Genomic DNA, 15214 nt, shown 5'->3' on the forward strand with positions numbered 1-15214 from the left:
CCGCACCACCCCACCGCACCGCGCGTGAGATGAAGGAGTCTCGAATGTCCGAACTGCTCGGCACCGGCGTCGGCCGTGGCGTCGCCCACGGACCGGTCCTCCGGATGGCGGACCCGCTCGGCGCACCGTCGCAGGACGCGCTGGTCGGTTCGGCGGACGACGCGAAGCAGGCCGTCGCCGGGGCGCTCGCCGCGGTGGCCGAGGACCTCAACAAGCGCGGACAGCTCGCCGGCGGCGACGCCCAGGCCGTGCTCGAGGCCCAGGCGCTCATGGCGCAGGACCCGACGCTCCTCGACGACGTGCACGCCCGCATCGACGGCGGCACCAACGCCGAGCGTGCGGTCTTCGAGGCCTTCGGTCAGTTCCGCGACCTCCTCGTCCAGATGGGCGGGTACATGGGGGAGCGTGCGGCGGACCTCGACGACGTCGCGCAGCGCATCATCGCCAAGCTCCGTGGCGTGCCGGCCCCCGGTGTCCCCGAGTCGGACACCCCCTTCGTGCTCGTCGCCCGCGACCTCGCCCCGGCCGACACCGCACTCCTCGACCTCGACAAGGTGCTCGCCCTCGTCACGCGCGACGGCGGTCCGACCTCGCACACCGCGATCCTCGCCCGGGCCAAGGGCATCACCGCGATCGTCGGCGTCACGGGTGCCGACCAGCTCGCCGACGGTACCGAGGTCGTCGTCGACGCCGCCGCCGGCACGGTCGTCACCGAGCCGTCCGCCGAGCTCGTCGCCGAGGTGGAGCAGCGGATCGCCGACCGCCTCGCCGCCGCCGAGGCCCCCCTCACCGCCGGTGCCCTGGCCGATGGCCACACCGTGCCCCTGCTCGCGAACCTCGGCAGCCCTGCCGACGCCGCGGGCGCCGTCGCTCTCGGTGCGGAGGGCGTGGGGCTCTTCCGCACCGAGTTCCTCTTCCTCGACTCGCCGAAGGCCCCGACCGTCGCCGAGCAGCAGGAGTCCTACAAGCGCCTGCTCGAGGCCTTCCCCGGCAAGAAGGTCGTCGTCCGCGCGCTCGACGCCGGCGCCGACAAGCCGCTGCCCTTCCTCACCGACAAGGACGAGGAGAACCCGGCACTCGGCCGTCGCGGACTGCGCGCGCTGCGGAACCACGAGGAGGTCCTCCGCGACCAGCTCACCGCGCTCGCGCAGGCCGACGCCGAGACCGAGGCGGACCTCTGGGTCATGGCCCCGATGGTGGCCGACGCCGAGGAGACCGAGTACTTCGTGACCCTCGCCCGCGAGCTCGGCATCCGCACCGCCGGTGTCATGGCCGAGGTGCCCTCGCTCGCACTCATGGCCGAGCAGGTCTTCACCTCCGCCGACTTCGTGTCGATCGGCACGAACGACCTGACCCAGTACACGATGGCCGCCGACCGCATGCTCGGCACCGTCGCGTCCTACCAGGACCCGTGGCACCCCGCCGTCCTGCGGCTCGTCGCACAGCTCGGTGCGGCCGGCGCCGACGCGGGCAAGGCCGTGGGCATCTGCGGCGAGGCCGCGGCCGACCCGCTCCTCGCCGTCGTCCTCGTCGGCCTGGGCGCCACCACCCTGTCCATGACCCCCGCGGCCCTCGCCGACGTGCGCGCCGAACTCGGCAAGCACACGCTCGACCAGGCCCGCGAGATGGCGAAGGCGGCACTCGCCGCGTCGACCGCAGCGGCCGCCAAGTCCGCCGCGGCCGCCGCGCACGCCGTCTGAGCCAGCAGCACCACCGCAGCACAGCAGCACCCCCACCCCTCCACCACTGCAGCACCCATCACAGAAAGCCAGGCACATGACAACGTCGTCCGTTGCAGCGCCCGACGCTCCCGCGAAGTCGCGGGGCGGCGCACGCGTCGCCGTGCAGAAGTTCGGCACCTTCCTCTCCGGCATGGTGATGCCCAACATCGCGATCTTCATCGCGTGGGGCATCATCACCGCCTTCTTCATCCCGGACGGCTGGACCCCGGTCGCCGCGCTCGGCGGATCCCGTGACGGCAGCGTCGTCGGCGTCGTCGGCCCGATCCTGACCTACCTCATCCCGCTCGCGATCGCGATCCAGGGCGGCCGCATGGTCTACGAGACCCGCGGTGCCGTGGTCGGTTCGATCTTCGCGATGGGTGTCATCCTCGGCTCCGGCACGACGATGATCCTGGGCGCCATGATCTGCGGCCCGCTCGGCGCGTACCTGGTCAAGCAGATGGACCGCCTCTGGGACGGCAAGATCCGCCCCGGCTTCGAGATGCTCGTGAACAACTACTCCGCCGGCATCCTCGGCTTCGGGTTGTTCATGGCCGGCTTCTTCTGGCTGTCGAAGGTCTTCACCGCGATCGCGGACGGCCTCGGCGTCGCCGTGGAGTTCCTCATCCAGCACTCGCTGCTGCCGCTCGCCAGCATCTTCATCGAGCCCGCGAAGGTGTTCTTCCTCAACAACGCCATCAACCACGGCGTGCTCGACCAGCTCGGCGTCGACCAGGTCAAGGAGTCCGGCAAGAGCATCCTGTTCCTGCTCGAGGCGAACCCCGGCCCGGGTCTCGGCATCCTGCTCGCCTTCACCTTCTTCGGTGTCGGCATCGCTCGCTCGACCGCTCCCGGCGCGATCATCATCCAGTTCTTCGGCGGCATCCACGAGATCTACTTCCCGTACGTGCTGCAGAAGCCCGTCCTGTTCCTCGCGGTCATCCTCGGCGGTGGCACCGGCGTCCTGACGAACGTCATCTTCAACTCGGGCCTGACCGCTCCCGCGTCACCGGGTTCGATCATCGCCGTGCTCGGCAACACGCCGCGCGACAGCTTCCTCGGCGTGATCCTCTCGGTCATCCTCTCGGCCGGTGTGTCCTTCGCGGTCGCGTCGTTCTTCCTGCTCGCCACACGCAAGCGTGACCTCGCCGCGGGCAACGCCGGCGACATGAGCGCCGCGATGGCGAAGCTGCAGGCCAACAAGGGCCGCGACGTCAACGCCGCGACCTCCGGTCTGCTCGGCAACAACAGCCCGGCGAACGAGGAGGAGGCGGAGGCCTCCCTCGGTGGCGTCGGCTCGGCGACCACCGCGACCGCCACGCGCGTCGAGAACGTCGTGTTCGCCTGCGACGCCGGCATGGGCTCGAGCGCGATGGGCGCGAGCGTCCTGCGCAACAAGGTGAAGAAGGCGGGCATCGAAGGGGTCACGGTCGTCAACAAGGCGATCGCGAACCTCGACGGCACCGAGGACCTCATCATCACGCAGGAGGAGCTCACCGACCGTGCTCGGCAGAAGAACCCGGGGGCACAGCACGTGTCCGTCGGCAACTTCATGAACGCGCCGCAGTACGACGAGGTCGTCGAACAGCTCAAGAACCAGTAACCAAGTGCAGTATCGGAGGGGACGGGCCACGGCTCGTCCCCTCCACACGTCCACGACGTCACGTCACGAAGCAAGGAGAACCCCGATGCCCGTCCTGCAGGAGAGCCAGATCCGGATCCACACCGAGGACACCGCCCCGACCAAGTCGGAGGCGATGAAGGAGGCTGCCGAGATCCTCGAGGCTGCGGGCGCGGTCACCGCGGACTACTACCCGGCGATGCTCGAGCGCGAGAAGAGCGTCTCGACGTACATGGGCAACTTCCTCGCCATCCCGCACGGTACGAACGACGCGAAGGACGCCATCAAGTCGTCGGCCCTGTCGTTCATCCGCTACGCCACCCCGATCGACTGGGACGGCAACCCCGTGCGCTTCGTCGTCGGCATCGCCGGCGTCAACAACGAGCACCTCGACATCCTCTCGAAGATCGCGATCGTGTTCTCCGACGAGGACGAGGTCCAGAAGCTGACCGACGCGCCGGACACCGCCGCGATCCTGTCGATCCTCGGCGAGGTCAACGAGTGAGCGACCGCACCGCCGTCCACTTCGGCGCGGGCAACATCGGCCGCGGCTTCGTCGGCCTGCTCCTGCACGAGGCCGGGTACGAGGTCGTCTTCGCCGACGTCGCGGCCCCGCTCATCGACGCCCTCGCAGCGGCCGACTCGTACACCGTGCACGAGGTCGGGCAGGACGCGAAGGACCACGAGGTCACCGGGTTCCGCGCGCTGAACAGCGCGCAGGACGAGCAGGGCGTCATCGCCGAGGTCGCCGCCGCGGACGTCGTCACCTGCGCCGTCGGCCCGAACGTGCTGAAGTTCATCGCGCCGGTCATCGCCGCCGGTCTGCAGCAGCGCGACGCCGGAGCACCGCCGCTCGCCGTCATGGCGTGCGAGAACGCCATCAACGCCACCGACCGGCTCCGCGAGTTCATCGTCGAGGCGCTGCCCGCCGAGACCCGCGACCAGGCGCTCGCCAAGGTGGTCTTCGCGAACACCGCGGTCGACCGCATCGTCCCCGCGCAGCCGGAGGGCGCCGGACTCGACGTCACCGTGGAGACCTACTACGAGTGGGCCATCGACCGGACCCCGTTCAACGGGTCCGAGCCCGACATCCCGGGTGCGCACTACGTGGACGGACTCGCCGCGTCGATCGAGCGGAAGCTCTTCACGGTCAACACCGGCCACGCGACGGTCGCGTACCACGGGTACGTCGCGGGGGCGGACAAGATCGCCGACGCCATCGCGATCCCGGCGGTGCGGTCCGAACTCGAGTCCGTCCTCGCCGAGACGAGCGAACTGCTCGTCCGTCGCCACGAGCTCGACCCCGAGGTCCACCGCGCCTACGTCGAGGCGATCATCGCCCGGTTCGAGAACCCGCACCTGCCCGACACCGTCACGCGGGTCGGCCGACAGCCGCTGCGGAAGCTCTCCCGCGACGAGCGGTTCGTCTCGCCGGCCGCGGCCCTCGCCGAGGACGGCACCGAACCGACCGCCCTGCTCGACGCCATGGGTGCGGCACTCCGCTTCGACGTCGCCGACGACGAGCAGAGCGTCCAGCTCCAGGATCTGCTGCGGTCGGACAAGACCGACGGCGAGGTCGCCTCGGAGATCACCGGGCTCGACGAGCAGCACCCGCTGCACGCTGCGTTCGCGGACCGGGTGCGCCAGGCCCGCGCCTGACGACGCTCGCGTCGTCCGACTGGAGGCACGGTGCCGGCTGGCACCGTGCCTCCAGTCCGTCAGCGGGTGCGACGCACGGCCGGGTCCCCTCGCGGGCGCGGCGCGTAGCGTCGTGCGCATGACGAAGCACTGGGTGGCACCGCGGTTCGGCGGCAGCGAGGTCCTCGAGTTCACCGACACCGAGGTGCCCGCGCCGGGCCCCGGCGAGGTCACCATCGCGGTGCGCGCCGCGGGCATGAACCCGGCGGACACGAAGCACACACGGCAGGGCGACCCGTCCGACCTGCCGATCGCGGTCGGCTACGAGGTCGCCGGCACCATCAGCGCGATCGGCCCCGACACGGAGATCGCCTCGGGCGGGGGAGCCGTCGGCGACGAGGTCCTCGCGTTCCGTGTCGAGGGCGGGTGGACCGAGGAACTGACCGTGCCCGCACGCGACGTGTTCACCAAACCAGCGACGCTCGGCTTCCCCGAGGCCGCGAACCTCCTCCTCGCCGGGACCACCGCGGCCGACATGCTCCGCGTCACCCGGGCCTCCGGCGACGACACCGTCCTCGTGCACGGCGCTGCGGGGGCCGTGGGGGTCAGCCTCCTCCAGCAGCTCCACCTGCTCGGGGCACGGGTCATCGGGACCGCCTCGGAGCGCAACGCCGACGTCGTCGCGGACTTCGGCGGGGAGTGGATCGCCTACGGCGACGGGCTGGAGGACCGCGTCCGCGCGCTCGTCGGCGACGGGACGGGTGACGGCGTCACCGTGGCGCTCGACTGCGTCGGCACCGACGAGGCGGTCGACGTGTCGCTCGCGCTCGTCGCGGACCGTTCCCGCATCGTGACGATCGCGGCGTTCGGCCGCGCCGAGGCCGACGGCATCCGCGCGGTCGGCGGCGCGCAGCCGGAGAGCAAGGCGTTCCGGGACTCGGTGCGGCAGCGGCTCATCGACCTCGCGGGCGACGGGCAGCTCGTCGTGCCGGTCGCACGGACGTTCCCGCTCGCGGAGGCGAAGGCCGCCGCCGAACTGCTCGAGTCGCAGCACCCGGGCGGGAAGCTCGCGCTCGTCCCCTGATCGGGGGCGTCACACACCGGACGCGCGCGCGCTGCGTCTGGTTGACTCGGCAGCGCCCCGGCGAGGTGTCAGGGCAGCCCGATCTCGAACCGCGAGTCAGCAGGGGGATTCGAACATGAGCGACCAGTACCCGCCGCAGAACCCGAACGGCCAGGACCCGCACGGCCAGCAGCAGCCGTACGGCCAGCAGCAGCCGTACGGACAGCAGCCGCAGTACGGCCAACCGCAGTACGGCCAACCGCAGTACGGGCAGCAGCAGTACGGGCAGCAGCAGTACGGGCAGCCTGCGCCGACCGGTCCGAACGGCGAGCCGCCGCTCTGGGCGCCCTGGTACGGCATCTCGTTCCCGAACGCGGTGAAGCGGTTCTTCAAGAAGTACGTCCGGTTCGACGGGCGTGCGAGCCGGAGCGAGTTCTGGTGGTGGTACCTGGCGAACGTCATCGTGTTCGCCGTCCTGTACGCCATCTACGGGATCGGTGCGGCGACGTCCGAGTACCGGACCGTCTCGACGGGCTACTCGACCAGCGCGGTGATGACCTCCCCGTCGGCACTGTTCGTCATCGGCGGGATCCTGCTCGGGCTCTGGGGTCTCGCGACGATCGTGCCGAACATCGCCCTCGCCTGGCGCCGACTGCACGACGCGAACTTCGCTGGTCCGTTCTTCTTCCTCGGCCTCATCCCGTTCGTCGGCGGCATCATCCTGCTCGTCCTCTACCTGCTCCCCTCGAAGCCCGAGGGCGCGCGGTTCGACCAGCCCCAGCGGGGCTGAGCGACCCTCCGCCTCGACGACGAACGGCCCTCCCGGACGCCCGGGAGGGCCGTTCGCGTCTGCGGCGCGGTTGTGGCGCCGGCACGGACGTCGGGTCCGAGCGATCGCTGCCGACCAGCCGTGCACGGATCCGGTTCCGCTCGGCGGCGCGCAGATGCGGCGCCGCTCGGCGGCGCACAAGCGAAGCCCGTCCGAACCGCGAAGACGCGTGGTTCGGACGGGCGTTGCTCGTGTGGACGCGGCGGGCGTGGTGGACGCGGCGCGGGCGCGTCGTGCGGGCGCGGTTCAGGCGGTCCCGGTCGGGCGGCGTCAGACCACGCGGACGCGAGCGAGCGAGCCGTCGACGACGAGGTCGCGCACGGTGACCGACGGGTCGGCCGTCTCGAAGCGCATCGCACCGCCGGGCTGGTCGAACCACGGCTGGACGAACCGCACCGTCACGAGGAACGGCCGCTCCACGACGTAGCGGTGGGTCTCCGGTGCCGACGCCACGTGCGGCGGCAACGAGCGCTGGGGGAGCGGGGTGTCGAGCGGGTGCAGGAGGTACCCGTCCGGTCCGCCGACGCGGTCGACGGGCACGCCGGCCGGGATCTGGATGGTCAGCCCCCGTTCGCCGGCCTGTGACACCTGCTGCGCGAGCTGCGGGTACGTCGAGGCCGCACGGTCGCGGAGCCCGTCGAGCTCGTGCCGCGGGATGTCGCGCGGCGCGGGGAACGGCCGGTTGAGGAAGCGCCGGAGCATCTCGACCGCGTCCTCCTCGCCGTTCGCGGTCGCCAGTCGGCGTGCGGTGCCGTAGTCGACGACCTCGAGCGCGTACTCGGCGGCACCCACCTGGGTGATGCGGAGCGCCCCCTCGACCGGCGGTTCGTGCAGGGTCTCCCCGGGGAGTTGCACGTACCGGACGGTGTAGCCGAGCTGGTCGAGGATGGGGCGGGTCTCCGCGAACGTCATGGGCGCGAGCCTACCGGGTGCGACCTATGCCTTCCCCCGCATGATCGCCTGCTTGACCTCCGAGATCGCCTTCGTGACCTGGATGCCGCGCGGGCACGCGTCGGTGCAGTTGAAGGTCGTGCGGCAGCGCCAGACGCCCTCCTTGTCGTTGAGGATGTCGAGACGCACGTCGGCCGCGTCGTCGCGCGAGTCGAAGATGAAGCGGTGCGCGTTGACGATCGCCGCCGGGCCGAAGTACTGCCCGTCCGTCCAGAACACCGGGCACGACGACGTGCACGCGGCGCAGAGGATGCACTTCGTGGTGTCGTCGAAGCGGGCGCGGTCCGCGACGGACTGCACGCGTTCCTTGCCCTTCTCGGGGGCGGAGGATGCCTGGAGGAAGGGCTGCACCTCGCGGTAGGACGCGAAGAACGGCTCCATGTCGACCACGAGGTCCTTCTCGAGCGGCAGCCCCTTGATGGCCTCGACGTAGATCGGCTTCGAGACGTCGAGGTCCTTGATGAGGGTCTTGCACGCCAGACGGTTGCGACCGTTGATGCGCATCGCGTCCGAGCCGCAGACGCCGTGCGCGCAGGAGCGGCGGAACGTGAGCGAACCGTCCTGCTCCCACTTGATCTGGTGCAGTGCGTCGAGGATGCGGTCGGTGGGCAGCATCATCACGTCGAAGTCCTGCCAGCGCGGCTCGTCGTCGACGTCCGGGTCGAACCGGCGGACGATGATCGTGACGGGGAACGATCCGGGAGGGGCGTCCTGCACGGTCTTGGTGCGGGGGGCGTCGGAGACCAGGGTGTCGGTCATCAGTACTTCCTCTCCATCGGCTCGTAGCGCGTCACCACGACGGGCTTCCAGTCGAGCGTGATGTGGTCGTCGGCGAGTGACGAGTGCGGGTCGCCCGTCAGGTACGCCATGGTGTGCTGCATGTAGTTCTCGTCGTCGCGCTTCGGGTAGTCGTCGCGCATGTGGCCGCCGCGGCTCTCCTTGCGGTTGCGGGCGGAGTAGACGACGACCTCGGCCAGGTCGAGCAGGAAGCCGAGCTCGACGGCCTCGAGCAGGTCGGTGTTGAACCGCTTGCCCTTGTCCTGCACGGAGACCTGCAGGAACCGGTTCCGGAGCTCGTGGATCGTCTCGGTGACCTTCGCGAGCGACTCGTCGGTCCGGAACACCTGCGCGTTCCGGTCCATCTCCTCCTGGAGTTCCTTGCGGAGCGCCGCCACGCGCTCGGTGCCGGTCGACGCGCGGAGCTGGTCGAGCATGTCCTTCACGCCCCGCTCGGGGTGCTCCGGAAGGGGCAGGAACTCGGCGGTCTGCACGTACTCCGCCGCGTTGTTGCCCGAGCGCTTGCCGAACACGTTGATGTCGAGCAGCGAGTTCGTGCCGAGGCGGTTCGAGCCGTGCACGGACACGCAGGCGCACTCGCCGGCGGCGTAGAGCCCGGGCACGACCGTGGTGTTGTCGTACAGGACCTCGGCCTTGACGTTGGTCGGGATGCCGCCCATCGCGTAGTGCGCGGTCGGCATGACCGGCACCGGCTCGACGACCGGGTCGACACCGAGGTAGGTCCGGGCGAACTCGGTGATGTCCGGCAGCTTGGTCTCGAGGACCTCCGCCCCGAGGTGCGTGCAGTCGAGGAGCACGTAGTCCTTGTTCGGACCGGCGCCACGGCCCTCGGCGACCTCCTGCACCATGCACCGGGCGACGATGTCGCGTGGTGCGAGGTCCTTGATGGTCGGGGCGTACCGCTCCATGAAGCGCTCGCCCGAGGCGTTGCGGAGGATCGCCCCCTCACCGCGGGCGCCCTCGGTCAGGAGGATGCCGAGGCCGGCCAGCCCGGTCGGGTGGAACTGGAAGAACTCCATGTCCTCGAGGGGGAGTCCGGTGCGCCAGACGATGCCGACGCCGTCGCCCGTGAGCGTGTGCGCGTTCGACGTCGTCTTGAACATCTTGCCGAAGCCACCGGTGGCAAAGATCATCGCCTTGGCGTGGAAGACGTGCAGCTCACCGGTCGCGAGCTCGAACGCCACGACGCCGGCGGGCTGCTTGCGGGTGACGCCGTCGTCGCCCGTGACGTCGACCATGATGAGGTCCAGCGCGTAGAACTCGTTGAAGAAGTTCACGCCGAGCTTCACGCAGTTCTGGAAGAGCGTCTGCAGGATCATGTGCCCCGTGCGGTCCGCCGCGTAGCAGGCCCGGCGCACGGGGGACTTGCCGTGGTCGCGCGTGTGGCCGCCGAAGCGCCGCTGGTCGATCTTGCCCTCGGGCGTGCGGTTGAACGGCAGGCCCATGTTCTCGAGGTCGATGACGGCGTCGATGGCCTCCTTCGCGAGGATCTCGGCGGCGTCCTGGTCGACGAGGTAGTCGCCGCCCTTGATCGTGTCGAACGTGTGCCACTCCCACGAGTCCTCTTCGACGTTCGCGAGGGCCGCCGCCATGCCGCCCTGCGCCGCACCGGTGTGCGAACGCGTCGGGTAGAGCTTCGAGATCACGGCCGTCTTCGCCTTCGGACCGGCCTCGATGGCAGCGCGCATGCCAGCGCCGCCCGCGCCGATGATGACGATGTCGAACTGGTGGTGGTGCACGGTGATGTCTGACGGGGTGTTTGCAGGCACGGGGGTCTTTCGTTCAGGGGTGGAGCGGGCGTTCGGAGCTGCTAGCGGGCCGGGCAGAACGACGGCAGGTCCGCGGCAGCGGCGCCGGCGGGGCACGGGTCGAACGTCCAGCACACGAGCAGGCCGAGGACGATCAGCGCGACGCACGCGATGAGCATCGCGACGAGGAGCGTCTTCCGGATGCCCGGCTTCGAGACGTAGTCGTTGACGATCGTCCGCATGCCGTTCGAGCCGTGCACCAGTGCGAGGACCAGCATCAGCGAGTCCCACACCTGCCAGAAGGGGTTCGCCCACTTGCCGGCGACGAACGCGAAGTCGATCTGCTTGACGCCCTCGCCCGCCACCATGTTCACGAAGAGGTGGCCGAAGATCAGCACGACGAGCAGGACGCCCGACGCGCGCATGTAGATCCAGCCCCACTTCTCCCAGTTGGTGGTCCGGCGGGCAGCCTGTGCGCTGCGGGGCGGTTCGATGGTCTGCGTGGTCATCTGGTGCTCCTACTGGAAGTCCGCGACGAGGTTCATCAGCTGGCGCGGCAGGAAGCCCGCGATCGCGATCGCCCAGAGGACGAGGACGATCCAGAACATCGCGCGCTGGTACTTCGGCCCCTTCGACCAGAAGTCCACCAGGATGATGCGCAGCCCGTTGAACGCGTGGAACACGATCGCCATGACGAGGGCGATCTCGCCCAGGTTCATGATCGGCGTCTTGTACTGGCCGATCACCGCGTTGTAGGCCTCGGGGGAGACCCGCACGAGTGCCGTGTCGAGGATGTGCACGAGCAGGAAGAAGTAGATCGCGACGCCGGTGATGCGGTGGAGCACCCACGACCACATCCCGGTCGAAGCCCGGTACAGGGTGCCTTGCGGCGTGCGAGAGGCGCGGGGCGCCTCGATCGTCACGCGGGGTTCAGCGGTTGCCGTCCCCCCTGCGGTCTGCTCGGCCATGAGCGAGTCCTCCCGTAGGACGGGCCCGCCGATCGGCGAGCCGTTGCCGTTGGTGTTCTGTGGAACACCCCCATCCTATGCTCGCGCACTGACGTTCTCGTGCCAACGTGCCCGGACCGCCCGCGCCGCCGCCGGCGGCGCCCCGATCGTCCGCGCCGTGTCGTGGTGCGCGAGCAGTTGGTCGCCGACGGCCTCCCACGTCGTCCCCTCGACGCGGAGCCGCCCGGCCGATCCCATCCGGGCCGCGAGCGCACGGTCGTGGTGGAGCCGGAGCACCGCCCGGCGGAGCCCCTGGGGCTCGTCGGGGTCGTACAGGTCGCCGTCGAGTCCGGGAGCGACGAGGTCGACCGGCCCGCCGGACGCGGGTGCGACGACCGGCAGACCCGTCGCGTGCGCCTCCTGCAGGGTCTGCCCGAAGGTCTCGGCGGGCCCGGTGTGGACGAAGACGTCGAGAGCCGCGTAGGCGTCGGCCAGCACGTCGCCCCGCAGCGGCCCGGTGAAGTGCACGTCGAGGTGCCGGAGGCGACGCTCCAGCAGCGGCCGGGAGGGACCCCCTCCCGCCACCACTACCCGGATGCCCGGGATCCCGCCGAGCTCGGCGAGCCGCTCGACCTCCTTCTCCGGTGCGAGCCGCCCCACGTACCCCACGATCGTCTCCCCACCCGGGGCGAGCCGCCGCCGAAGCGCGCGGACGTGCGCCGCGTCGCGGCGTCCGGGGTGGAACAGCGCGGTGTCGACGCCGCGGCCCCACCGCGCGACGCGAGGGACGCCGTCCTCGGCGAGCATCGCCGCGGTGGCGCTCGACGGGGCGAGCGTCAACGACGCCCCCTCGTGGATCCGCCCGAGGATCCTCCGCACCAGCGGGACGGTCGCGGTCAGGCCGTTGCGGCGGGCGAACCCGACCACGTCGGTCTGGAAGACGGCGACGGAGGGGATGCCGAGCCTCCCGGCCGCCGTGATGGCGCGCCCGCCCAGCAGGAACGGACTCGCGGCGTGGAGCACGTCGGCGCCGGAGGCGGCGAGGATCGTGTCGAGGACCGGGTGGGGGAGGGCGACCGGGAACTGGCGGTAGGCGACCGCGGGCACGCGGTGCACGTCGTAGCCGTTGAACCGCTCGACGTGGTCCTTCGGTCGGAGCTGCGCGATGCCCGGGGTGTCCGGCGCGATGACGACCGCCCTGTGGCCGCGGAGCCGCAGGTGGTCGAGCACCGCGATGACGCTCGTGGTCACGCCGTTGAGGGTGGGCAGGAAGCTCTCGGTCACGACGGCGACGGTCCGTTGGGACGTGCCGCGCTCCACGCTGCGTGCGCTCATGGTGCGACCCATGCTCCGGGTGCGCCGTGACGGGGCGGTGGGGGCCGCGTGAACGATGGGCACGGCGGGGGTGAACAGGTCGTGCCGTGTTGCGGGAGCGCGCATGCGGGAAACGTGCGGTCGTCGCCCAGGGACCGCCGCGGCGGACCGGTACGGTGAGCGGGTGACCGACGAGCTCAGCGACTTCTACGCGATCATCCCCGCCGGCGGCATCGGCTCGCGGCTCTGGCCCCTGTCGCGTGCGGACGCGCCGAAGTTCCTGCACGACCTGACCGGGTCCGGGACGTCGCTGCTGCGGCAGACGTGGGACCGACTGGCGCCGCTCGCCGGCGACCAGCGGATCATGGTCGTCACCGGGCGCGCGCACCGTGCCGCGGTCGAGTCGCAGCTGCCCGGTGTCGCGGACCACAACGTCGTGCTCGAGAGCGAGCCGAAGGACTCCACCGCTGCGATCGGTCTCGCCGCGGCGATCCTGCGCCGTCGCGAGCCCGACGTCGTCGTCGGGTCGTTCGCCGCCGACCACGTGATCGGGGACGCCCGCGGGTTCCGACGCTCGGTTCGCGAGGCCGTCGCCGCGGCTCGAGCCGGGTACGTCACGACCATCGGCATCACGCCGACCGAGCCGGCGATCGGGTTCGGCTACATCCACGCCCACGGCGACACCATCGGGATCGACGGCGCCCCGACCGCACACGCGGTGCGGTCGTTCGTCGAGAAGCCCGACCTCGACACCGCCCGCTCCTACCTCGAGCAGGGCACGTACCTCTGGAACGCCGGCATGTTCATCGCACGTGCGGACGTGCTGCTCGCCGAGATCGGCCGGACGAAGCCCGACCTGCTCGCCGGCATCGAGGAGCTCGCCGACGCCTGGGACACGTCGTCGCGTGGCGCGGTCGTCGACGCCGTGTGGCCGGGGCTCGAGAAGATCGCGATCGACTACACCGTGGCGGAACCCGCCGCGGCCGCCGGTCGGATGGCCGTCGTGCCCGGGGACTTCGACTGGGACGACGTCGGCGACTTCGCGTCGCTCGCGAAGCTGCAGTCGGGCGGACGGGCGAACAACCTCGCCGTGCTCGGGGACGGCGCCCGCATCCTGGCGGACTCGTCGAGCGGCATCGTGGTGTCGCACAGCCAGCGGCTGATCTCGCTCATCGGGGTCGAGGACATCGTCGTCGTGGACACCCCCGACGCCCTCCTCGTGACCACCAGCGCGAACGCCCAGCGGGTCAAGGGTGTGGTGGACGCACTGAAGATCAGCGGCCGCGGCGACGTCCTGTAGCGCTCCATCACGAAAAGCGTTTGACGGCACGTGAACACTGGCGTCGCGTTACGGGCACGTTTCCGCCTGATCGCGATCCCGTAACCGATCGCGAGCCCGTCAGCAGGGGGTTCTGTACCGGTCGGACTGTCGTGTACTGTCGCCACGATCGCCCGGAACCACAGCTCCGGGCCAACGCCCCCGGAGGAATCACCCAAGTGTCATCCCGCACCCGAAAGATCGCGCTCAGCGGCCTCGCACTCGTCGGCACCGTCGCCGTCCTCGCCGGCTGCTCCGCCGCCCCGTCCGACAATGCCTCGGCCAAGAAGACCGACTTCCGTCCCTGCATGGTCTCCGACTCCGGCGGCTTCGACGACAAGTCCTTCAACCAGCTCGGCTACGAGGGCCTGCAGGACGCAGCCAAGGAACTCGGCGCGACCTACAAGTCCGCCGAGTCGAAGGACTCGACGGTCTACGACTCGAACATCGAGCAGCTGATCAACCAGAACTGCAAGCTCATCGTCACCGTCGGCTTCAACCTCGCCGACGCCACGAAGAAGCAGGCCGCTGCGAACCCCGACACCGACTTCGCGATCATCGACGACAACTCGATCAAGGCGAAGAACGTCAAGCCCATCACCTTCGACACCTCGCAGGCGGCGTTCCTCGCCGGCTACGCGGCCGCGTCGTACTCGAAGTCCGGCGTCGTCGGCACCTTCGGCGGCATGCAGATCCCGACCGTCACCATCTTCATGGACGGCTTCGCGGACGGCGTGAAGTACTACAACGAGCAGAAGAAGAAGGACGTCAAGGTCGTCGGCTGGGACGTCGACAGCCAGAAGGGCTCCTTCACCGGTGGCTTCGAGGCCGGCACCCAGGCCAAGGCCGTCGCGCAGACGCTCCTCGACCAGGACGCCGACGTCATCCTGCCCGTCGGTGGCCCGATCTACCAGTCGGCGGCCGAGGCCATCAAGGACGCGAACAACGGCTCCGTCCTGATCGGTGCGGACAGCGACCTCTACGAGGCCGACCCCCGCTACAAGGACATCGCGTTCACGTCCGTCGAGAAGGGCATGCGTCCCGCGACCCGCGACGTCGTCGAGCAGGCCGCAAAGGGCGACTACTCGAACACGCCGTACGTCGGCACGCTGAAGAACGAGGGCGTCGGCATCGCCCCGTTCCACGACTACGCCTCCAAGGTCGACAGCGGCCTCGAGGGCGAGCTCGACAAGATCAAGTCCGGCATCATCGACGGCTCGATCACGGTCAAGACCGAAGCGACCGTCAAGTAACACCACGGATGCG

The 15214-nt window shown here is 70.3% G+C and carries 14 protein-coding genes; 8 read left to right on the forward strand and 6 right to left on the reverse strand.

Annotated elements, in window-relative coordinates; translation table 11 throughout:
* Positions 1-44: 44 nt before the first annotated feature.
* The 6 genes from ptsP (at position 45) to NS184_RS13855 (ending at position 6833) form a co-directional block, all read left to right on the forward strand.
* Positions 45-1700, forward strand: a complete 1656-nt coding sequence (gene ptsP / locus NS184_RS13830) for a phosphoenolpyruvate--protein phosphotransferase (protein ID WP_083513714.1) — start codon at positions 45-47, stop codon at positions 1698-1700.
* A gap of 76 nt (positions 1701-1776) precedes the next feature.
* On the forward strand, positions 1777-3324 hold the full coding sequence (locus NS184_RS13835; RefSeq protein ID WP_058726693.1) for a PTS mannitol transporter subunit IICB: 1548 nt from the start codon (positions 1777-1779) through the stop codon (positions 3322-3324).
* 85 nt (positions 3325-3409) lie between these two features.
* Positions 3410-3847: a PTS sugar transporter subunit IIA gene (locus tag NS184_RS13840; protein ID WP_022907882.1), complete on the forward strand. Its 438-nt coding sequence runs from the start codon at positions 3410-3412 to the stop codon at positions 3845-3847.
* On the forward strand, positions 3844-5001 hold the full coding sequence (locus NS184_RS13845; protein WP_058726694.1) for a mannitol-1-phosphate 5-dehydrogenase: 1158 nt from the start codon (positions 3844-3846) through the stop codon (positions 4999-5001). The genes NS184_RS13840 and NS184_RS13845 overlap by 4 nt, the downstream gene beginning before the upstream one ends.
* A 118-nt stretch (positions 5002-5119) precedes the next feature.
* Positions 5120-6064 (forward strand): NADP-dependent oxidoreductase, encoded by a 945-nt coding sequence (locus NS184_RS13850; RefSeq protein ID WP_058726695.1) that lies wholly within the window; start codon positions 5120-5122, stop codon positions 6062-6064.
* Between the two features lie 115 nt (positions 6065-6179).
* Positions 6180-6833, forward strand: a complete 654-nt coding sequence (locus NS184_RS13855; protein ID WP_083513715.1) for a DUF805 domain-containing protein — start codon at positions 6180-6182, stop codon at positions 6831-6833.
* 309 nt (positions 6834-7142) lie between these two features.
* Here the strand turns inward: NS184_RS13855 and NS184_RS13860 are convergent, their stop codons facing one another.
* The 6 genes from NS184_RS13860 to NS184_RS13885 form a co-directional block, all read right to left on the reverse strand.
* Positions 7143-7784 (reverse strand): TNT domain-containing protein, encoded by a 642-nt coding sequence (locus NS184_RS13860; RefSeq protein ID WP_058726696.1) that lies wholly within the window; start codon positions 7782-7784, stop codon positions 7143-7145.
* Positions 7785-7808: 24 nt separating this feature from the next.
* Positions 7809-8582, reverse strand: a complete 774-nt coding sequence (locus NS184_RS13865; protein ID WP_058726697.1) for a succinate dehydrogenase iron-sulfur subunit — start codon at positions 8580-8582, stop codon at positions 7809-7811.
* Positions 8582-10390 carry a succinate dehydrogenase flavoprotein subunit gene (sdhA, locus tag NS184_RS13870; protein ID WP_058726698.1) on the reverse strand — a complete coding sequence of 603 codons (1809 nt, stop codon included), beginning with the start codon at positions 10388-10390 and terminating at the stop codon, positions 8582-8584. The genes NS184_RS13865 and sdhA overlap by 1 nt, the downstream gene beginning before the upstream one ends.
* 41 nt (positions 10391-10431) lie before the next feature.
* Complete coding sequence (sdhD, locus tag NS184_RS13875) at positions 10432-10878, reverse strand: succinate dehydrogenase, hydrophobic membrane anchor protein (RefSeq protein ID WP_058726699.1); 447 nt, start codon at positions 10876-10878, stop codon at positions 10432-10434.
* A gap of 9 nt (positions 10879-10887) precedes the next feature.
* Positions 10888-11337 (reverse strand): succinate dehydrogenase, cytochrome b556 subunit, encoded by a 450-nt coding sequence (gene sdhC / locus NS184_RS13880; protein WP_083513716.1) that lies wholly within the window; start codon positions 11335-11337, stop codon positions 10888-10890.
* 75 nt (positions 11338-11412) lie between these two features.
* Complete coding sequence (locus NS184_RS13885) at positions 11413-12651, reverse strand: glycosyltransferase family 4 protein (protein WP_242863066.1); 1239 nt, start codon at positions 12649-12651, stop codon at positions 11413-11415.
* Between the two features lie 163 nt (positions 12652-12814).
* Here NS184_RS13885 and NS184_RS13890 point away from each other — a divergent pair, with 163 nt between their 5' ends.
* Together NS184_RS13890 and NS184_RS13895 are read left to right on the forward strand one after the other, a co-directional pair.
* Entirely contained in the window at positions 12815-13930 is a 1116-nt protein-coding gene (locus tag NS184_RS13890; protein WP_058726701.1) for a mannose-1-phosphate guanylyltransferase, read from the forward strand.
* A 197-nt stretch (positions 13931-14127) separates the two neighbouring features.
* Positions 14128-15201 (forward strand): BMP family lipoprotein, encoded by a 1074-nt coding sequence (locus tag NS184_RS13895; protein WP_058726702.1) that lies wholly within the window; start codon positions 14128-14130, stop codon positions 15199-15201.
* Positions 15202-15214 lie beyond the last annotated feature (13 nt).

The organism is Curtobacterium luteum, assembly GCF_001475545.1.
In the GTDB taxonomy this organism is placed as follows: Bacteria; Actinomycetota; Actinomycetes; order Actinomycetales; family Microbacteriaceae; genus Curtobacterium; species Curtobacterium luteum_A.